The sequence below is a fragment of the Labilibaculum sp. DW002 genome (assembly GCF_029029525.1).
GTDB lineage: Bacteria > Bacteroidota > Bacteroidia > Bacteroidales > Marinifilaceae > Paralabilibaculum > Paralabilibaculum antarcticum.
In genome coordinates this window covers 1-22753 of the sequence record NZ_JAKJSC010000005.1, presented here as the reverse complement: position 1 = coordinate 22753, position 22753 = coordinate 1, and the positions used below count along the sequence as shown (strand labels likewise).

General features: G+C 35.1%; 11 protein-coding genes and 3 tRNA genes. 5 read left to right on the top strand and 9 right to left on the bottom strand.

Going from position 1 to position 22753, the window contains the following annotated elements:
* Positions 1-7: 7 nt before the first annotated feature.
* Complete coding sequence (locus L3049_RS16495) at positions 8-3100, top strand: efflux RND transporter permease subunit (RefSeq protein WP_275110920.1); 3093 nt, start codon at positions 8-10, stop codon at positions 3098-3100.
* Positions 3093-4268, top strand: coding sequence for a TolC family protein (locus L3049_RS16490; RefSeq protein WP_275110919.1), 1176 nt, complete (start codon positions 3093-3095; stop codon positions 4266-4268). Before L3049_RS16495 ends, L3049_RS16490 begins: the two co-directional genes overlap by 8 nt.
* A gap of 473 nt (positions 4269-4741) precedes the next feature.
* Here the strand turns inward: L3049_RS16490 and L3049_RS16485 are convergent, their stop codons facing one another.
* Together L3049_RS16485 and L3049_RS16480 are read right to left on the bottom strand one after the other, a co-directional pair.
* Positions 4742-6853 carry an LruC domain-containing protein gene (locus L3049_RS16485; RefSeq protein ID WP_275110918.1) on the bottom strand — a complete coding sequence of 704 codons (2112 nt, stop codon included), beginning with the start codon at positions 6851-6853 and terminating at the stop codon, positions 4742-4744.
* 173 nt (positions 6854-7026) lie between these two features.
* Entirely contained in the window at positions 7027-9504 is a 2478-nt protein-coding gene (locus L3049_RS16480) for an AsmA-like C-terminal region-containing protein (protein ID WP_275110917.1), read from the bottom strand.
* A 253-nt stretch (positions 9505-9757) separates the two neighbouring features.
* Here L3049_RS16480 and L3049_RS16475 point away from each other — a divergent pair.
* From L3049_RS16475 to L3049_RS16465, 3 genes are all read left to right on the top strand, one after another.
* Positions 9758-9831 (top strand) — tRNA-Arg (locus tag L3049_RS16475).
* Positions 9832-9981: 150 nt separating this feature from the next.
* Positions 9982-10044 (top strand) — tRNA-Arg (locus L3049_RS16470).
* 800 nt (positions 10045-10844) lie between these two features.
* A tRNA-Arg gene (locus tag L3049_RS16465) sits at positions 10845-10918 on the top strand.
* A 291-nt stretch (positions 10919-11209) separates the two neighbouring features.
* Here L3049_RS16465 and L3049_RS16460 read toward each other — a convergent pair.
* The 7 genes from L3049_RS16460 to L3049_RS16430 form a co-directional block, all read right to left on the bottom strand.
* On the bottom strand, positions 11210-12397 hold the full coding sequence (locus L3049_RS16460; protein ID WP_275110916.1) for a hybrid sensor histidine kinase/response regulator: 1188 nt from the start codon (positions 12395-12397) through the stop codon (positions 11210-11212).
* Positions 12394-13653, bottom strand: a complete 1260-nt coding sequence (locus L3049_RS16455; protein WP_275110915.1) for a sensor histidine kinase — start codon at positions 13651-13653, stop codon at positions 12394-12396. The genes L3049_RS16460 and L3049_RS16455 overlap by 4 nt, the downstream gene beginning before the upstream one ends.
* A 14-nt stretch (positions 13654-13667) precedes the next feature.
* Entirely contained in the window at positions 13668-14129 is a 462-nt protein-coding gene (locus tag L3049_RS16450; protein WP_275110914.1) for a hypothetical protein, read from the bottom strand.
* Positions 14126-14776, bottom strand: coding sequence for a cobalamin B12-binding domain-containing protein (locus L3049_RS16445; protein ID WP_275110913.1), 651 nt, complete (start codon positions 14774-14776; stop codon positions 14126-14128). The genes L3049_RS16450 and L3049_RS16445 overlap by 4 nt, the downstream gene beginning before the upstream one ends.
* A 246-nt stretch (positions 14777-15022) precedes the next feature.
* Positions 15023-17167, bottom strand: a complete 2145-nt coding sequence (locus L3049_RS16440; RefSeq protein WP_275110912.1) for an OmpA family protein — start codon at positions 17165-17167, stop codon at positions 15023-15025.
* Positions 17168-17185: 18 nt separating this feature from the next.
* Positions 17186-18130 carry a PorP/SprF family type IX secretion system membrane protein gene (locus L3049_RS16435; RefSeq protein WP_275110911.1) on the bottom strand — a complete coding sequence of 315 codons (945 nt, stop codon included), beginning with the start codon at positions 18128-18130 and terminating at the stop codon, positions 17186-17188.
* Positions 18131-18141: 11 nt separating this feature from the next.
* Positions 18142-22753: Ig-like domain-containing protein (locus tag L3049_RS16430; RefSeq protein ID WP_275110910.1), on the bottom strand; the 4612-nt coding region annotated here is incomplete at its 5' end.

Genomic DNA, 22753 nt, shown 5'->3' with positions numbered 1-22753 from the left:
AAATATCGTGTTAAATAATATCATACAATACGCACTACACAACCGTATATTGGTCATGTTTGCAGCCTTCCTCCTGATTATTGGCGGTAGCTACACAACAGCCAATATGGATGTTGATGTGTTTCCGGATCTGACTGCCCCAACGGTGGTTGTGATGACTGAAGCACACGGAATGGCACCTGAAGAAGTCGAAAAACTGGTGACCTTCCAAATCGAAACTGCCGTTAATGGCGCCACTAATATCAGACGTTTACGTTCATCTTCGTCGGCTGGATTCTCCATCGTATGGGTTGAATTCGAATGGGGAACCGATATTTACTTAGCTCGCCAAATTGTGAGTGAAAAGTTAATGGCAGTTTCTGAGAGTTTACCAGAAGGTGCTGGAAATCCAAGTTTAGCTCCCCAGTCTTCAATAATGGGTGAAGTTTTAATGATTGGATTGCAATCAGACAGTATTTCTCCTATGGATTTGAGAACCTTGGCCGACTGGAGTATTCGCCCCCAACTGCTTGCCATCAACGGCATTGCACAGGTTGTTGTTACCGGTGGTGATTACAAGCAATACCAAATTCAGGCCAATCCTCAAAAAATGCGTCATTACAACATCAGTTTGGATGAACTAATGGAAGCAGCCAATGCGACCAATCAAAACTCAGCGGGCGGTTTCATCAACGAATTTGGAAACCAGTACAACATACGTGGTATGGCTCGTACTTCTGATGTGAATAAACTGGGGAATTCAGTGGTTAAAGTATACAACAATGTACCCATACGAATTAGTGATATTGCCGAGGTAAAAGCGGCAGCAGCACCAAAAATTGGCTTGGGAACCATTAACAGCAAACAAGCTGTCTTGTTAACGGTTAAAAAACAACCGGGTATCAACACGCTTAAGCTGACTGAAAAACTGGATGATTCGATCGAAAAATTATCAAAATCACTTCCTGAAGATGTGAAAGTTAACACCCACATTTTCCGTCAGGCTGATTTTATCAATTCATCCATTAGTAATGTACAGAAAGCATTACTGGAGGGTTCCATTTTTGTGATTGTTATTTTATTGGTGTTCCTAATGAACTACAGAACAACAATCATATCACTTTTGGCCATTCCAATATCGCTTTTGGCAACCATGATCACTTTAAAATTTTTAGGCATTACCATTAATACCATGACCTTGGGTGGTATGGCTATTGCCATTGGCGACCTTGTAGATGATGCGATTATCGATGTTGAGAATGTTTACAAACGGCTTCGTCAGAATTTCAAGCTCCCAAAAGAGAAACGTGAAAAATCACTTACCGTTATCTATAATGCTTCGTGCGAAATTCGTTCCTCTATTATAAATGCAACCTTTATTATTATTGCAGCCTTTATACCTCTCTTTTTCCTGTCAGGAATGGAAGGTCGAATGCTTCAACCTCTGGGAATTGCCTTTATTGTGTCGCTATTTGCATCTTTAATCACGGCACTTACCGTAACACCCGTACTTTGTAGTTTTATGCTAACAGGCGACAAAATGTTAACTAAAAAGAGCAAAGAGAGTTGGTTGGTAACTAAGCTAAACAAATGGTACAAAAGTTCGTTAGAAAAGGCTTTAGATTACAAAAAGTGGGTTTTAGCAGGCACATTTGTCCTGTTTATTGGTTCTGTTTTTATCCTTACCGGATTAGGTCGAAATTTCCTTCCTGACTTTAATGAAGGTTCTTTAACGATTACGGCCATTACAAAACCTGGTATCTCTCTTGAAGAATCGAATAAAATCAAGAATATTGCGGAAAAGGCTCTAATGACCATACCTGAAGCAAGATTAACAGCTCGTCGTACCGGTCGTGCCGAGTTGGATGAACACTCTTTTGGAGTGAATACCTCGGAGATTGAAGTACCTTTTACCCTAACAGACAGAACCAAGGCTGAATTCCTTGCTGAAGTAAGGGAAAAGTTGGGGCAGATTGCTGGTGTTAACTTTGCAATCGGTCAACCCTTAAGTCATAGAATTGATCATATCCTATCGGGAACTAAAGCGAATATCGCCATTAAAATATTTGGCTCAGATTTGTCTAAAATGTTTCAAATGGCCAATGAAATTAAAAGCTCGATAGATCAAATTGAAGGTGTTGTGGATGTGAATGTGGAGCAGCAAGTTGAAATCCCACAAATTCAGATCCGCCCTAAGCGTGATATGTTGGCCAAATATGGTATTTCTATTTCAGATTTCTCTGACTTTATAGATATCGCCTTTGCCGGCGAAAAAGTATCAGACGTTTTTGAAGGCGTAAAAGCCTTTGACCTTGTTGTCCGATATGACGAAGAAAATCGTGGCAATATCAACGCCCTACGCAATGCTTTGATTGATACATGGGATGGTAAGAAAATTCCATTTAGCTATGTTGCGGATATCAAATCACAATCAGGACCGAATACGGTTGGTCGTGAGAATGTTCAGCGGAAGCTGGTTGTATCAGCCAATGTTGCCGATCGTGATTTACGAAGTGTTGTTAATGACATCCAAAACAATGTAGATCAAGACATCGTGCTACCCGAAAGTTACAGAATTGAATATGGCGGTCAGTTTGAAAGTGAAGCAAAAGCCTCTCGTACATTGATGATTGCTTCTTTGTTTAGTCTTTTGATTATTTTCCTATTATTATTTCAGGAGTTTAAATCGTTTCAGTTAGCTAGTATTATTTTAATTAATCTACCGCTAGCACTTATTGGTGGTGTATTTACCATCTATTTTACTTCGGGCATGTTGAGTATTCCGGCTATTATCGGTTTCATTACCCTCTTTGGTATTGCCACCCGTAATGGTATTCTGCTCATCTCCAATTACCAGAATATGCTTGCTAAGGGTATCGAGATAAAGGAAATTATTGTACAAGGATCTATCCACCGACTAAGTCCAATTCTAATGACAGCATTAACAGCTGCTTTAGCATTGATACCTATGGCATTGGCTGGTGATGAGCCAGGGAATGAAATTCAAAGTCCAATGGCAGTTGTTATTCTGGGTGGATTATTAACATCTACTTTATTAAATATTTACATTATTCCGATTGTGTATTTGTTGCTGAACTCTAAAAACAAAGAAAATGCTTAGAACACTATTAATCATCATCATAACAGGATTAAGCTTTCAAGGAATGGCTCAATCCTCTGTTCAGGAGATTCTAAAAGAGATTGAAAAAAACAATCCAAAACTAAAAGCACATCAGCAATATCTTGAAGCTCAAAAATTAGGAATTCGCTCTCTAGACAACCTTGCCAACCCTGAAGTTGAATGGGAAAAAAGTTTTTCTTCACCAGAGGGCAAGCCATATGAAATTTTACTAAGTCAGAGTTTTGATTTCCCAACCAGCTATATTTATAAAAATCAGCTAAAGGAAGAAAGAATAGCAAACCTTAAAAATATCAGAGAAAAAACTAGACAGGAAGTCTTGCTAGAATCTGAATTGCTTTGTTTCGAATTAATTTACAGGAACAAACAAAATAAGGAACTGAGTAAACGAATGAAGAATGCAGAACAGCTGAGTGTCTTTTTCCAAAAGAAGCTAAAAGCCGGTGATGGGAACATTTTAGAGCTTAATAAAATTAAGATGCTAGCTCTTAACACTAAAAACCAGTTGCAATTGGTACAAAGCAGAATAAGTAATTTAAAGCAAGATCTTAGAAAACAAAATGGAGGTATTGAATTAGATTTTAAATTAGAAGATTACCCTGCACTGCAACTAGACGAGAATGCTAAATCGCATATCGAAAAAGCTGTTAATGCGGATCCCTACTTAAAGCAACTAAGTTCTACGGAACAAATGGCTTCTAAAGAAATTTCATTGGTTAAAACCGCTTCTTTACCCAAAATCACAATTGGCTATCGATATTTAGGTTCAGATATCATGAAAGAAGCAAATGGTGTAAAGCTTGGCGTGAGCATCCCTCTTTGGGAGAATAAAAACAAAGTGAAACAAGCTAAACTGATGAAACAATTCCATATGGAGGAATTTTCATATCAGAAAATGGAAAAAGAAAATGAGTATGAAAAACTTTTTCAAACTTTTTCAAACCTCAAATCTAGCTTAAAAGATTACCAAAATGTATTTTCTGAGAAGCAGTACGACACCCTTTTACGAAAGGCCATGAACTACGGCGAAATATCTGGCATTGAATACCTTACAGAAAGCATCTATTATTACGACAGCTTTGATACTTACCTTGAAATAGAGTATAATTATTTCAATACAAAAGCGAAACTATTAAGGTATCTACTATAGTTCTTATGTAGATTCGTTCAAAATATCACTTTTCTTATAACTTTTTTGAAACCCATGGCGTACAAATAGCAAAACGGTTTCCGTTTTTAAGGTTTAAAGTGAATAGATTAAAAGAGGATGGGGTGGTTACCATCCTCTTTTGCTATATAATAATCTGTTGATTAGAGTATTGTTTTTGTAAAATATTTACATCTTGTTTGACAATAAAAATATTTATTATTATATTCGAACCGAATTTTCTTCGGGAAATTCAGGTTTTAAAGTGAATTAGAAAAGGGATGGAGTGGTTGCCATCCCTTTTTTCATGTCTTGTTTTTTGGAATAAAAGTGCCAATTAATCTACCTTTTGATATGTTGATGTAATCCTTATCTCCTATTTCACCCCACCAATATTTAGCAATATCAAACCAATAAAAAAAAGGAAAACCATTACGATTCTCCTTTTCCTATTATCTAATCAACTAATCTAATTTTTACTTACTGTATATATTTCCTGAATTACGGTAACCAGATTCATTCATGTACCAATCTTGGCTATTTACACCATTACTGCTAGCCCAATCATCAAACTTTAGGTAGCAATCAAGAATACTCTTCTTCTCTACTGGATGATCAAAGGATACTGGCAGGTTAATGGCCCATGGTAAATATTTACTTGAAACGTAATAATCACCTAAACTTGGGTTCGTATTGTCATCATACTCACCAAATAAACTTGTATCGGCAAGATCTGTTGGTTCGTGATTTGGTAGATGTACTTCTTTCCCTCTTTCCTGATTAAGAATTATAAATGGATTGTAAGGAGGAGTTCCCAAATCATCAAAATTAACAGGATTTGTAAATTTAATGGACAAATTCATTACCTCTGGAGTTGAATAAGGAGCATTAGGATCGGTATTTACACCACTTCCTCCACCTGGATGAGCAAGAATATTATAAGGATCGTCAAAACAAATAATCGTTGCCTTAGACTGCCCATTCTCTGTTCCGTTTGAAGCAATACTTAAAGATCCACCTGTAATTTGTTGTCCTGAAACAGAAGCAACATTAGACGAAGCTGTTTCCAAAGCAAAACCAAAAGCATTCTTTTTAGATGCACCAATTGCTCTCACCTTAAACTTAGCATCAATCTCTACGATAGCATTATCAGCATTCGTAATCTGATTAAAATTATAGGCAACTACTAAATCATTAAAGTCAAAATCGCCTTTACTTGGCCATAAATCTTCAAAAGCAAGCGAGCCATACTCTCCTTCTGCTACATAGTAATTGTTAAAAGCTTTTGTTGCATCTTCAGGATACTCGTCATACTCATCTCTAATTCCATCATTATCTGCATCATCCGACTCATCATCAATCGCCTGATAATCTTCAGTCTTCACAGCTGTTATTGGATTAAATGTCGCATAAAAAACAGCATCATTAAAATCATGATCACAAGATGAAGAATTTCTAGGAATGTCCTCAAAACCTAAAACAAATCTTTCAGAATCATCATCGTAAAGAACAACATTGTGCTTTTGAAGATCTTCAGATTCCTCTTCATTCAAATAAATATTTGAAAAATGGGTGTATTTTCCTTCATCAACCTCACGCTTACCATCTTGCCAACCGTGTGCAACCAAAAACCAACCAACAGAAACTCCTGCAGGAAATAATTTAGTATATTCCTCTTTGTCTTGATCTAAGTACAATAACTGCACCTTATTCCCAGACTTTAATTCATCTTTATTACCCATTGAAACATTTGGATATATGATCGTCATGTCTTCAATTGCATCAATATTTTTAGGTTCACTTCCTGTTGGGTAAGTATAATATCCAAGAGCATTTTTCCAACCGGCACCTTCGTGTACAAAGGTTACCCAAATCTCACCCTCATCAATCATTTCAATATTCGCATCATCTCCATCTGCCAAATATTCCGGATGTGTTTCCATTAAAGTATTTCCCTCTGGTAAAGAAGCATTTACTTTTTCTAAAAATTCATTTGTAATTTCATCATCAAGAGCCTCAAGGTATTCAGGTAAACCTTTTTTACCCCAATCTCCTAAAATATAATAGCCATTATCTGTTTTAACCGTAGGGATTTCATCAACTTTAACGGCCATTGACTTAACGGCCGACTTGGTTTGATCAGAACCTCCTATTGCAATATTTAAATTCTCTCCACTTAAAAATGCAGATGTTAGCCTTGGCAAACCTACATGATAGGTTAACACAAATAAACTATCCGTATTTGCAGCCGGATTCACTTTGCATTCAATAACTCCATTGCTATTAGTTAAACCTTTATAACAACGTATTTTTAGATGATCAGGAATTAAGACACCAGCAGTATCTAAAGGATTGTTTGTGTACATTTCTAAATAAACTTCTCCCAACGCCTCATTTCCAACATTTGATGTAGTAACAGAAACCTGATACTCTTGTACAGTTTTAAAATCAAATCCCGCATATTTTCCTTCTGCTTCTTCTGGTATAATAGGATCTTCAGTCTCTGAAGAACTATCAGAACAAGAATAAAAAAGAAAGCTAATAAGGGATAAAACAAAAATCCACTGGTTAATTTTAATTCGTCTCATGGTCTATAGTAGTTTTAAAATTTTCAGATCTCTCAAACTAACGATACGCCATTCGTCACCAAAAGTTGATCATTCACCACCAACTAGGATTTATTGCCATACAAAAAGGGTAGATAACCTCCATGATTATCTACCCTTTACCATATCCTTAAGATATCTAATTTATAATTATTCTATTTGAATAATTTCCTCAATAAATCTTTTCCTTTCTTCTCAATTTCCTTTTTTGCTTTACGCTCCAATTCTTTTGCAACAGCTTTTTGAGCTTGCTTTATCGCTTTACTTAAATCCAATTTCACATTCGGATTATCTACCGTTCCTGTAATTTTAACGGCAACATCTAAGGCTTGCACAGCATCAAAACCTGGTAATTTATCAAAGTACTGATTTACTTCTTTACCCAATTCCTCTTTCGGCAATTTCATATCCATTGTAAAATTTAACTTACCATCAACAGATTGCGTTCCATAAATACGAGCAGGATGGCCAGCAACTTTTGCATCGAAAGGTTTTACCTCTACATTTCCGTTTGTAATCACAAAATTCATATCGAATTGCGTAACTGAAATGCGTTTGTAATCATCATTTTTCAAGGCTGCAGCTAAAGCATCAAAAGCTTTATTATCCTTTATAATAATTTCCTTAGAATGAATCGCACCATTTCCATTCAATGTTTTCATTACTGGATTCATTTCCTGATCCAATAAAGAAGCAATCTTCAAATCAGATGATACTTTTCCTTCGCAGTTTAATGCCATGGGGATCATCTTCTTAACCATACTTAAAGACTCGTAAGTCGATTTAATATCAAACTCTTTTACATCTAAACCAAAATCGAAATTTGGCTTTTTAACATCCTTGGTACTGTATGAGCCATTCATGGTCATTTGCCCTTTTAGCATATCCATCGATAAATTCGTTAATTGAGCTTTTGCGTTTTTAACCACAATTAATCCTTTTACATTTTCGATATTCATTTTATCGAATTGGATTAATTTCATTGAAGACACCAATTGAAGATCTAAATTAGCAGGAATCTCAACCACGCTTAATGGAATTGTGTCGCCGGTAGCTTCAGTCTCTTCCTCCTCTGTCATGAATTCATTTACATTAAACGAATTCGAAGTCAAGTTAAAATTTCCTTTCAACACCTGATCTTTTAATGCATAAGGAATGTAGTTTTCAATTCTTCCCTTTAATTTAATATCCGATTTACCAATTCTAGAATCGAAAGAAGCTAGACTGATATACTTAGGCGTAAAATTTAGAACGGAATTGATTATTTTAATTCCTTGTGGGAAATCTGGCGTTGCAAACTCAAAGTTTTTCAACTTCACATCTCCTTTAGCCATGAATTTCTCATACTCCTCTTTCTCTATTGAAGACATTCTTCCACTAAAGCTAACATCAGAAGTTACAATTCCCGTGATTTTAACACTATCCATTGGGATTGCATGACGAATTTTAGAAAAGTCGATAACTCCTTTAAAAAGGCCATTTATGTTCGGATCAGAAATTGGATTTTTCACGTGCATTTCTGCATCAAAAGGATTGTTAGCCACCTCAAAATGGAAGGCATTCACATCGGCTGTAAGTAAATCCATATCTCCACCAGGATGATTTACTTCCGCATCAATATTAATATTCTGAACAGATTCTGGTAGATCTGGATATTTTATAGTAGCCTTTTCTACGTTCAGCTTAGCTCCAAATGAAGGAAGTTGTTCTTCTTTGTATTCTCCCTTAGCAAATGCTGTTAAGGCTAATGAGCCAGTTGTTTCTAATCCTTCAAAATCAGCTTTAAAAACATCCGGAACCATAGAAAGTAAGGTTTTAAAATCAGCCTTTTGAGCGTTCATTTTTAAATCCATACTGTAACCATCATCAAGCATTCCAACATTTCCATCCACACCAAACACCAACTCATTAAGTGTTAATTTGTTTTCTTTAAATGTGAATAGCATGTTTTGAAGGTCGGCTGCCAAAACAGCATCTAATGTTACTTCTGCTTTCTTTAAATATTTTACGCCTTCATAATCTAAATCAATTCCTGTTATTTGAGAGTTAACATTTAAATTGGTTGATTTAACAGAAAAATCACCATTCAAAGCCAAATCTAAATCATCTATTGTCATTAGCGTTTTTAAAGATGCATCGTCATAACGTAATGAAAAATCTTCAATGCGAACTTCCTCAAACACAACTTTAAAATCAGAAGCTTCTCCTGTTTCCTCTTCCACAAGCTCTTCTTCTGATTCCTTTGCAATATCCCAATTCGCTTTACCCGATTCAAGCACCAAAGCATTTACTTTTGCATTGGCTAAGACAATCGCCCCAACTTCAATTTTTGTTCCTGATATTGCCGATCCTAAATCAACAGCTGTATATAAGCTACCTACGAATGCAAGCGTATCATTTTCAAATTCATTATTCCCAACAACAGAAACATTTTCCAACTCCACATACAAATTTGGAAAATTCTTAAACATGGAAAGTGATAAATCCCCTATCTCCACCTTCGCATCTACGGTATTATTAATTTCAGTTTTTACTTTTTCTAAAATCTGATCTTTAAAGAAAAAAGGCAAAATGATTAACAACGCTAAAACTACGACTACAAATCCTCCAAAAATTTTGAGAAATTTCTTCATTATATTATTTATTTATAAGATTTTACATAACAAAAGTACAAAACCTGAAGTATTATACCCCTTTCAATTCTAAAATAATCCTGATTAAGGTAAATTTAGTTTTTTTTATCCTTTCTAAGAATCGTAACCAAAAGATTTAGAGTTTTTTAATATTTCAAGCTTGTAAACAAACGAAAATTATTGAAAAAAATTCTCTTGAAAGTGAATCTAATATTAAATTTTACCTATATTTGCAGTGTCTTTAGGACGAAAAGGACGTGTAGCATAACTGGATAGTGCACCTCGTTACGGCCGAGGAGGTTGGGGGTTCGAATCCCTCCATGTTCACAGAAAAGCTTCAACATTTGTTGGAGCTTTTTTTGTTTTATGTGGTTAACCTGACAAGTAAGAAAAACCTAAACAGTCTTTATTCTAATTCCTTCATAGTATCTTACTTAAGATTCTTTTCTATTAACATCTTCAAACGAAAAACACAAAAGCATAACTGGATAGTGCACCTCGTTACGGCCGAGGAGGTTGGGGGTTCGAATCCCTCCATGTTCACCGAAAAGCTTCAACATTTGTTGGAGCTTTTTTTGTTTTTATATGCAAAACCTACCTTAGAAAAAAAATACATTGCAATAACTTCAAAGTATATTACTTAAGACCATTTTTAATTGATTTCTCAAAACACATAAAAATAATAGCATAACTGGATAGTGCTCAACAAACATCAAGTTACGACCGAGAAGATTTGGGGTTCGAATCCCTCCGTGTTCACAGAAAAGCTTCAACATTTATTGGAGCTTTTTTTGTTTTTATATGCAAAACCTACCTTAGAAAAAAAATACATTGCAATAACTTCAAAGTATATTACTTAAGACCATTTTTAATTGATTTCTCAAAACACATAAAAATAATAGCATAACTGGATAGTGCTCAATTACCATCAGGTTACGACCGAGAAGATTTGGGGTTCGACTCTCTCCGTTTCACAGAAACTCATCAAGAAATTGATGAGTTTTTTTGTTTTTATACGATCAATCTGCTTTAGGAAGCAAAACTTATTAATTCATTACAAAACGAATTATATATACTCTACTCGTCTATTTCTATCAATCACTAATTGCACAAATTAATTCTTCTTTCCAGAAAAACTAAAGTTATAATCTTCATCACTAAAAAAATCAATCTTTTTTTTCAAAAAACACACAAGCCATAACAAACACAAAACATGATATTTAAACAATGATTCGTGACAAAAAATAAAACAAAAGCGAAAAAATATCGTATTTTTAAATGAAAGGCTTGCAAAACACAGATAAATATCCCTATATTTGCACCGCCTTAACAGGAAAAAAGGACGCGTAGCATAACTGGATAGTGCACCACGTTACGGCCGTGGAGGTTGGGGGTTCGACTCCCTCCGTGTTCACAGAAAAGCTTCAACATTTGTTGAAGCTTTTTTTGTTTTTAAGCAAAGCCTACCTAATTTGATGAGCCTAAAAATCCAAGCAATATGGATTTCATATTATAATAGCTACGACACCTTTCAATTAATTAACCCAAATACATAAGAAAAGCATAAGTGGATAGTGCTCAATAACCATCAGGTTACGACCAAGAAGGTTGGGGGTTCGACTCCCTCCGTTCAAAGAAAAGCAAAGTCTACCTATACTAGAAACTTACACTCTCAACTTTGAGAGTTCTTGGTAACAGATTCCTTCTATAAAGGAAAAGAAAAGGTAAAAACACTCCCTTTACCTACCGTACTATCAACAGAAATAGATCCTTCATGTGCATTAATAATCTTTTTAACGATAGCCAAACCTAATCCTGTAGATTTTTCGCCTCTTGTTCCCTTTACAGAACTTGTTGTATAAGAAGCAAAAATAGCATCTAATTCATCAACCGGAATTCCTTGTCCTTCATCGATCACTCTTGTCACAATTTTACCATTTTCGGTGGTAACATCAATAATTATTTTTGAATCAGCTACTGAATATTTCATTGCATTACCTATAAGATTATTCAACACTTGCTCCATCTTACTTGAATCAAAGCGAGCCGAACAACTTTTTAAGTCAGATTTTAATTCCAACATTTGAGATTTTCTTTTCGCCAATAAAATATTTTGTTGAATATTATCCTGAACAAAAGAAATGTAATCCTGCTCTTGTTTTTGCAATTCAAAAATGCCTGCTTCAATTTTTGACAAATCAAGGATATCAGTAATTAAATTCAAAGCAAAAGCACACCTCTCTTTAATCGTTGAAATATAATCTAACTTATCAACTCGCTGTATATCATCATATTCATCAATCAACAGCTCCGCAAAACCTTTGGCTACACCAATTGGATTACGTAAATCATGAGCAACAATTCCAACGTATTTATTCTTTTCTAAATTTAGTCCCTTTAATTTTGAATTGAGTTCCTGCAACTCAGCAGTACGCAACTTTACTTTCTCTTCTAATTCAGAATTTGAAATCTGAAGTGACTTTGTTAATTTTTTATTATTTGTAATTAATTCATATTTTTCAAAGGCTTCGGATAAAATTGACTCTAGTTCAATAGGATTCCATGGTTTGGTAATGTATCGAAAAATCTGTCCCTCATTTATGGCTCCAATCACCGCTTCAATGTCAGAATATCCTGTGATAATTAACTTTAAAGCTTCAGGAAACTTCTCTTTTACAATATTCAAGAACTCAGTCCCACTCATTGCAGGCATTCGTTGATCTGAAATGACAACTTGTATGCTTTCATTCGCCATAACCTGCAGTGCATCTATTGCATTTTCAGCTGTAAAAACATTATATTTTTTTCTAAATTGTCTCTTAATTGATTTTAGAATTTCTATTTCATCATCGACAACAAGTAAGTTGTATTTTTCCATATCATTTAATATCATAAGCTAATTACTTTGGGAATAGAAATAATAAACTTGGCTCCTTTATTTGGCTCCGACTCCACTTCAATTTTACCTTGATGGACTTCACAAATTATTTTGTGAGTAATGCTTAAACCTAAACCCGTTCCAGTACCTATTGGTTTTGTAGTGTAAAACGGATCAAAAATTTTCTCTTTATTATTTTCAGCTATTCCACAACCATCATCTTTAATAGAAATTTGAACTTCCTCTTCAAACTCTATCAAACTCATTTCAATTCGTCCTGCATAATCAATTGCCTGAGTGGCATTAATAAGAACATTAAGAATAGCTTGATTCAACTGCCCTGGATAACATTCAACATATAACTCGTCTGGACATTCAAAATTAAAATTCGCCGCTTTCTCATTAAACTTTGTTTTCGCAATTGAAATGGTGGATTGTAGGTTTTCCGTTAAATTAATCTTTTTCATTGCAGATTCATCGAGCCTTGAAAAGGTGCGTAAATCTTCAACAATTTTTTTCACACGATCCAGCCCTGTTTTCGATTCCTCAAATACATCTGCCATATCCTCTATCTGGTAATCTAGATCATTTTCTTCTCTAATTTTTTTTGCTTCCCCAAACAGTTTTTCATTCTCCTGATTTTTGATTAATTGCTCAAGATCCAAATAAGCATTTACCAGATCTTCACCAATACCTTTCCAAGAAAACAAATTACTATAAACAAAGCCAATTGGATTATTAATCTCATGTGCAACTCCAGCTACAAGCTGTCCCATTGCATTCATTTTCTCTGACTGAACAAGCATTTGTTGCGTATCTTTCAGTTCGGACAGCGTGTACTGTAAGTTTCTTTTCTCTTTAATTAATTCTCTTTGCAAATTATTAACTTGCTGATTAAGAGTACTCATTTTTTTATTCTCTGCAAAAAGTTGCAATAGGTTTGCCTCTGCAAAAACTAAAATCTCACCACCCAATCGATACACTTTAGATTCTAAACTATAACTAACATCGAAACGGTTACCAATGGTTAAACTACCATCAAAAACAAGACCTTGCTCTTCTTTATTTACAAATACATCAAACTCAGGATTAACAAAAGCATTTACAGGCTTTTGATTCTCTGAATCAACATTTAAAAAATGATTCATAGCATTATTTGCATACAAAATATTCTCTTCAAAAGAAAAGATTCCAATTGCAACCGATTTCCCCTCTATCATGTTTTCTTGCAATATGGGGTACCAATTGCGAAGTAAATCATCATTACGCACTAGACATTCAGTTTTTAGTGTTCAGACTTGGTTGAATCTAATTCTTCAACAGCATATCGTTTAAAAGAAGGTATATTAACAATCATCCAATTGTAGTAAGGATAAATGGCAGCAAAACATTCTTTGGTTAATTCTTCTTTATACAATTCAACCCAAGTGTTTAACTGTGCTGACCAATATAGCGAACTAAAACCTCTTGAGGAATACGATTTAAAAACCCATAAAACCGTTTCCGTAAAAACATCTGCTGAATATTCACAAAACAACGATTCCAGAAAGCGTGCATGATTTGCATGATTGTCTTTCATTAATTCAATATTATCCTCTCCAACTAGCTCCTTAATATCTGCTCTCGACTGCATTTTTTGATTCATGAGCGATACAAGATTCTCTCTTTTTTCTGCATATTCCTTTAAATATTGTTCTTCAACTTGTTGAAGTTTTTGTGCGCTTTCCAGTAGTAAATCTTTGGTCATAATCGTTTTTGGTTAATTGATTTTATATAACTCTCTAATAAATTCAAATCTGGAATGTAAAGCAAGTTTTCTAATTTATCGGATAGACTATTCTTCTTATTCGAAAATGCCTGACCTCCTACTATAATTATTATATCAGGAAATTCCTCATTAATTTCCTTTATCATTCTAGTGAAATTAACATAGTTAAAGTAAATACTTAACGAAATCGCAACAATATCTGGAGAAACCTCTTTGATGTACCTGATCAATTCAGAAAGAGGGATCCCACTCCCTAAAAAATAACTATCCCAACCTTGCATCTCAAAAATATCAGCTACCATTTTAACTCCTACTTGGTGATGTTCATTTTCAACACAAGCAACTACAACCTTTTTATTTAATTTTTTTATGGGAGTAAGTTCCATGAAAAGTTCATTTAAAATCCCTTCTGTTATTGCCGTAGCTATGTGCTCTGTGGCAACACTAATCTTGTTGGCTTCCCAAAGTTCACCTACTTGATAAAGAGAAACCTTCAGAATCTTTTCATAAAGATCCTTTATTGATGGGTTCTGTTGAAGAAAATCTTTTACTATCGTCGAACATTTTAATCTATCACCTTCTAGTATGGCATCAAGATAATTTTTTACGTAGATGTCGTATGTCATTGTATTTATATTAGTTAAGACTAGCCTCTACTGCATTTATAATTTTTTGGCTTGTAGATGCTTACTTTCTTATTAACCCAAAAACATCTTCCTATGAATATAATAATTTACTTTCATATGTCCAATCTAAATCTTCTCTCTATAACCTATATTATAAAAGCCATTTCCAATTAAACTAAATTTAATAGGGCATAAAAAAATCCATCCTCTAAAAGAAGACGGATTTTTAAATTCTTATAAGCTCTACTACATTGCCAAAATCTTAACTTCAGTTCTTCTGTTAGCCTGATGTTCTTCTTTGCTGCACTTTACTCCATTAGAACATTTATTTATCAATTTGGTTTCACCATATCCTTTCGCTTTCATACGATCAGGTGAGATTCCTTTCGAAACAATGTATTCCACAGCTTCCTTAGCTCTTCTGCTGGATAAGGCCATATTGTAAGGATCGCTACCTCTTGAATCGGTATGCGAACTTAATTCGATTTTTAGGTTTGGATTCTCAGTCATTACAACTACCAATTTATCTAATTCGATTGCTGCATCCTCACGAATGTTTGATTTATTTACATCGTAAAAGATATTATCTAGGACAAATACTTTTCCAACCTGCACTTTATCTACCTCTTCTTCAACAAAAATTTCACTTCCTTTTATCATAGAAGTTTCCACTCTTCGCGTTTTAGATAATATGCCTTCTTTGTGATATTCGATTGTGTAATCCATTCCTCTCAGCAACTCACAAGAAAATGTACCATTTGTATCACTTGTTAAATTAATCGAGTCATCAGATTTGCTATTTTTAATCGAAACATTCACATCAGCAACAGGAGAACGATCCTCTTTGAACACAACCAAGCCTTTTAATGATAAAATATTATCTGGTGCCTGATATACAATCTTATTCAGTTCTCCATTCTTTCTTAATTCGCTAGCAGGAATAGCTACATCTCCATCAAAATAATATTCTTTAGTAGATCGGATTTGATAGTTATCTATCTTAGAAATCACAAATTGAAAGTTTGCATCTTTATCTGTTACTACTCTTTCAGCTACGTTCCCATTTTTATCAATCAATGAAACTTCTGTATTGCCTAAGATCTCTTTTGTTTCGGAATTAAACACCTGACCTTTTATCGTTCGTCTCATTAGAGCAAAATGATATACATCATCGAAACTCTCCCCTTTTATTCTATTTGAAGCAAAGTATCCACTCCCCTTCTTGTGAATTAAATTAAAATCATCTTTCGACGAATTAATTGGATAGCCCATATTTACTGGCTTTGCTTTTTCATCATCTAAGTCAATTGAAAACACATCTAATCCGCCTAAGCCAACATGCCCCTTTGATGCAAAAAATAAGTTGTTTGTTTCATCAACAAAAGGAAACATTTCATTCTCTGAAGTATTAATTTTGTCGCCTAAATTTACTGGTTCGCTCCAACCTGATGCTGTTTTCTTAGAAACATATAAATCAGTCCCTCCAAATCCTCCTGGACGATCAGAAATAAAATACAAACTCTTTTCATTATCTGACAAAGCAGGATGTCCTGTTGAAAAAGCTTCCAAATTAAAGGAAAGTAATTCTGGTGTAGACCATCCATCACCTTCTTTTTTACAATGGTAAAGCTTAATACTTACCACGCCTTCCTTATTTCGCTTTGCCTTTTTCGAATCGGATACGTAATTACGTGTTAAAAACATTTCCTCGCCCGACTTCGTAAAGCAAACTGGACCATCATGAAATTTAGTTGTAATATCTTTCGAGAATAATGTTGCATTCAATAGGTTACCATCCTCACCAACATGAGTTTGATACAATCGAAGGTAATTTTGATTGTTCCATTTATGATTCCTCTTTATTACAGACATTTTCTCTCTAGCTGATGAAAAAATCACATCATTTCGATAATATGCTACTCCAAAATCAGATTCTTCCGAATTAGCAGAAACTGGTTTCACCTTATATTTTAAGGAATCGCTTTTCAGCTTATTAATCACATCTTCATCAATGAGATCTTGCTTTGATCCTGATTCTTTTTGACGATATTTCTCCATCCACTCATTTGCCTTAGCGTACTTCTGATTGCTTTGCAAAGCCCTTGCGTAAAACAAATAATCATCATTTTCGACATTCGGCATTTCCAAAACCTTAGCATACCAAAATTCTGCTTTTTGTGAATTATTAATCAATCGATAGGAAGCAGCCAATTGCCTGGTTACGTTTTCATTTAAACTATCTTTCTCCCAAAGCATTTCATACAAGTCAATGGCTTCTTGATATGCAAAAGATTCAAAATGTTTATCTGCCCTTTCTAACATTTGAGCATTCAATGAAAGATTCATCAATAAAAGCCCAAAGAATAATATAGTGCGTGTCAATTTTCTCATAATTTTCGATCAGTAGAATTAGAAATACCTTGGTGTCATTACTTTCTTTTTGTTGAACTGGAAGTCGAATGCAACCATGATTTCATGCGTTCCATTATTGTACCTGCGCAATTCCGATTCGGTTAAATCAAAAGCATAACCTACACGAAGTTGCTCTGATATTTGATAATGGATTAAAAAACTCATTGCATCATCGATACGATAAGCTGCTCCTAACCAAAGTTTATCATTCAATATAAAATTGGCCGAAAGATCTAAGGAAACTGGAGCATTCCAAACAATTTTAGATAAAATTGATGGCTTGAATTTCACATTCTCGTTAATATCAAACAAAGCACCTGCAGTTATAAAATAATGACGTTCCTTGTAACCTAAACTTGTTGTATTCACTCCATCATCATCGTAATTGTTCTTCAACATTCTTGGTATTGACACACCAAGATAATAACGTGGTGTATAATAGTACAAGCCCAAACCAAAATTCAAAATAAAATCTTCTTGAAAATCAGATGAGAAAGAAGCATCATTTTGCTCATTAAGAGTCAAGTTCATCAAGTCAATCTGAATCATATCAAAACCTCCTTTTATTCCCATCGCCAAAGTTCCTCTTTCACTTAGCTTCAGTTGGTACGCAAAATCGGCATATACACTATTTTGCTTTACTGGCCCTAGCTCATCATTAATGTAAGAAAAACCCGCTCCAACATTATACTTTGTTATTGGAGCACTAAGCGTTAAGGTTCTTGATTTAGGTGCACCGTCAAATCCTACCCACTGTTCGCGTGCGAGAAACATGGCACTCATCATATCGGTACTTCCGGCGTAAGCCGGATTTATCGTTAATGGGTTGTGCATATATTGAGTATACATAGGATCTTGTTGCGCTTTTAACACTTTTCCAAAAGGAAAAATTAAAACCAATAAAGCAACACATTTAATAATTTGTAAACTAGATCTATTCATGTTCTTCGTAATTAGTAGTTTATGTAAATGAATCCTTTAATAACTTTTGATCCATTTCCAAGATCGATCACATAGTAATAAGTTCCTTCTGGAATAACATTGGTTCCAACGGTCATGCTGTTTTCAGCTCTACCGTCCCAATCATTCTGATATCCCTTCTTACTATATATTTTAGCTCCCCAACGGTTGAAAATCATCAACTCACTATTTGGGAAATCTCTCATTCCTTTAATGACCAAGCGATCATTAATTCCATCGCCATTGGGAGAAAATCCTTCTGGTATAATTATGTATTCAGCGCAATCATCGTAAGAATCCATGTAATCTAAAATTCCATCTCCATCACAATCATCATCGCCTTCTTCTTCATCTGGGTAACCATCATTATCACTATCTGTATCAAGATAATCAGGCATTCCGTCCTGATCAGCATCAACTGGAAGATCATTACAAGAATCAGAAATCCTTGCTTCATCTTCATCGGAAATACCATCATTATCGCTATCTAAATCCAGATAATCAGGAGTTGAATCAGAATCCGTATCTGCAGTTAATGTTTCAATTGCATCAGGAATGGAATCTTCATCGCTATCCATAACATCAATTTCAATTGTAACCACTGCTTCATCGCATAATCCTGATGGATCACAAATACGATATGTAAATTGATCGGTATTACAATAAGCTCCCAAATCAGCCAAATAAGAAACAGTACCATCACCATTTACAACTACAAAACCAAACTCAGGTTCCGTTATAATAGTTACGATTAGATCATCTTCATCGGCATCAGAATCATTATCTAAAACAGAAATAATAATCTCTTCATTATCTCTAGCAATCTCCTGATCATCGGTAGCAACAGGTGCATCATTCACACCAATAATTGTAATCACTACAGTTGCCACATTACTGTTAGCAGTTCCATCTGTTACCACATAAGTAAAGCTTTCTTGAACCTCTTCTCCTTCGTTTAGGTAATCGTACTCACCATTAGGATCGAATTCGTAGAAACCATCAGCATTCAATTGAAGAATACCTCCGCCTGACATGATGATATCAACACCTAAATTAGAACTTGAACCATTCAACTCAACAACTGTTAATTCATCGTCATCAAGATCAGTATCATTAGGCAATACATTACCTATAACAACTGTATCTTCATCAGTTGAATTCACATCATCAACAGCTACTGGCACATCATTTATTGAATTAACCGTAATTGTAACTGTTGCCGTTGATTGCTCGCCATCCTCGTCTTCAATGGTGTAAGTAAACGTATCAACACCATTAAAATTCTCATTTGGAATGTAAGTATATGAACCATCAGGCTGAACTAAAACCGTTCCATTTGCTGGATTGGTATTTGCCACAACATTTACCTCTGCATCACCTAAATCAGTATCATTACTCATCAAATTACCACTAACACCAGCATCTTCATCTGTTGTATTTTCATCTGCAACAGCGATTGGTGTATCATTAACCGGATTTACTGTTATTGTTACTAATCCAGTGTCCTGATCTCCATCCACATCTTCGATGGTATACTCGAAAGTATCAGTACCATAAAAATCTGCATTTGGAGTATAGGTAAATGTTCCATCAGCATTGACTACAACTGTTCCGTTTGCCGGATCAGTATTTGAAATCGCAAGTACTGGAGGATTAATGAAATCTTCATCATTGGCAAATAAATTACCGCTTACTGCAATTTCTTCATCCGTTTCTGCAAAATCATCATTTGCAATTGGTGGATAATCTAATGGATCAACAATAATGGTAACTGTCGCAGTTGATTCACTACCATCTACATCTCGTAAAGTGTAGGTAAATGTTACTGTTCCGTAATATCCTGAATCTGGTGTATAAACAAATGTTCCATCAGAATTAAGAACTAATGTACCTGAAACTGGGTTTGTATTCGCAACGATCAGTACTGGTCCATCAACCAATCTTTCATCATTATCAAATACGTTTCCACTCAAGACATCGTCCTCTTTCATGAAGTAGTCATCATCCACTGCCAAAGGTTCATCGCTAATCTGATCAACAGTAATTGTAACCGTTGCTTCATCGCACTCTTGACTTAAAGGAGAAACTGCATCATCGCAAACCTGATAAGTAAATGTAACATCTCCAAAGAAATCCGCATTCGGCACATAAGTGAACGTACCATCTGTATTCAATACAAGATTTCCATTGGTTTCAGCAGTTCCACCATCAATTAATGAGTAAGTGAAATTGTCTGAGTCACTATCTGGATCCGAATCTGCTCCATTTCCATTATCTAATTTTACATTTCCTGATAAATTCTCATCCTCATTCACTGTAAACAAGTCATCCTCTGCTACTGGAGCATCGTTAACCGCCTCAACAGTTATTGTAAATATTTGAATGGCCGATGAATCTACGCCTCCATTAGCTATTCCTCCATCATCAAATAGTTGAACACCTAATGTTGCCAATCCAGATACATTAGTAAGAGGAGTAAATCGTAAATTACCCGCTGCATCTAATGTTGGTTGCTCACTGAATAAGGCTGGATTATCATTCGTTAATTTCAAGTTCAAAGCTTGACCTGTTTCATTTACAGGACCTGCAAACTGTGTTGCTACTTGTCCATTGATAATCACCAATCCTATATCCTCACTCACCCAAATGTCTTTTGGATTCATTAAGGTAAAGTAAGGAACATCATTAACAGCTGTAATATCAATACTCATTGTATAAGTTTCAGAGCTATACGCCGTTCCATCAAACACTTTAAATTCAAATGAATCGTAATTTAATCCATTCTCATTAAGCAGTGATCTAAATGTTAATTTAGAAATATCAGTTTTTGTAATTTCTAATCCTGAAACAACTGCAGAACCATTGTATTCCAATTCGCCAACAGATTCAATATTCACAATCTTAATTCCCTCAAAATCGTCAAGCTCTGCGTCTAAATAATTTACAGAGAAATCTGTTTCTGCAAATAATAAATCTTGATCTTCAAAACCAGTAACACTTTCATTACTTGCTGTTGGGAAATCATTTATGGTAATTGAGATCTCATCAAAATCATCTGAACAAGCACCTGCTCCTAATCCTGTTGCAGTCATTCTAAGAACAACATTATCGGTTGTTGATGGAGTGAATACTGGATTAATTGCAGTTGGATCATCAAATGAACCACCTGTACTTGTCCAAAGTATGCTAGCATAATTAACTGCTATTGCTCCCATGACAGTATAAGTCTCACCTTCATTAATTGTAGCAGTTTCATCGCCTGCGTTCAGAAGCACTCTTGGCCAAATCTTCAATGTCATTACATCGCTATCTGTTCCACTAATACCAGATACACCTAGTGTTAACTCTACTTCACCATTTGTTCTATCCAAATCACTAGGAATGTAAACTGCATTTAAAATACTTGCATTAACGAAATTACCTGTTCCATTAGTTGTCCAGGCAAAGTCACTTGCATTGTTTTCGGTCGCAGTACTTAAAGTAACATTTGCATCCGAAGAACAAATTTCTAGATCATCACCAGCATAACAATCAATATCATTATCAATTATTGTTGCAGTTGCTTCAACTGGAGTTCCTAATGTTGTTGTAATATCACCAGAAGTAATTCCTGTTAGTGTTATAATAACAGTTTCAGAATCCTCAAATAAAACATCATCAAGTACACTAATATCAATAGTTCCACTTGTTGAACCTGCCAGAATTGTTATAGTTCCTGTTAAGGATGTAAAGTCACTTCCTTCCGTTGCAGTTCCACCTATGGTGTAACTGATTATCGTATTAACAGCAGAGGCATTAGTCATTGAAACTGTAAACTCTGCATTATCAACAGCAGGAGTACCTTCCTGAGCTGTATCATCGGTAGCACTTATTGTTACTTCAGTTGAATCATCATCTCCTAAGTTCATATTTGCAGAACTAGTCGCTGACAAGGTCACTGAATTGTTGGTAGAATTCAATGTCACAACAACACTTTCACCTCCACTTTCAACCAGCGCATCATCAATAACATTAACTGATATTATTGCTTCCGTTGAATTAGCAGGAATCGTTACAGTAGTTCCAATTGCTGAATAATCAGTGCCTTCTGTTGCTACACCGCTTACTGCAAATGTGATTTCTGTATCTACACTTACTGCATTGCTTAGCGTCAAAGTAAACAAACCATCAGTTCCTGGCTCACTTGCCTGAGTTGTAGCTGCAATACTTACTTCTGATGCATCTTCATCTGAAATAGTTACTGTTGCTTCGTCTGCTGCAGCGATTGTTACCGCTGTATTGGTTGAAACTAAACTTACAATTACTGTTTCGCCTCCAGTTTCTACTAGATCATCATTAATTACACTTACTGGAAGTGTGATCGATGTGCTGTTAGCTGGAATGGTAACTGTTGTTCCAAGTGCCGAATAATCGGTTCCTTCTGTTGCTACGCCACTTACTGCAAATGTGATTTCTGTATCTACACTTACTGCATTAGTTAGCGTCAAAGTAAACAAACCATCTGTTCCTGGCTCACTTGCTTGAGTCGTAGCTGCTATGCTTACTTCTGATGCATCTTCATCTGAAATAGTTACTGTTGCTTCGTCTGCCGCAGCGATTGTTACA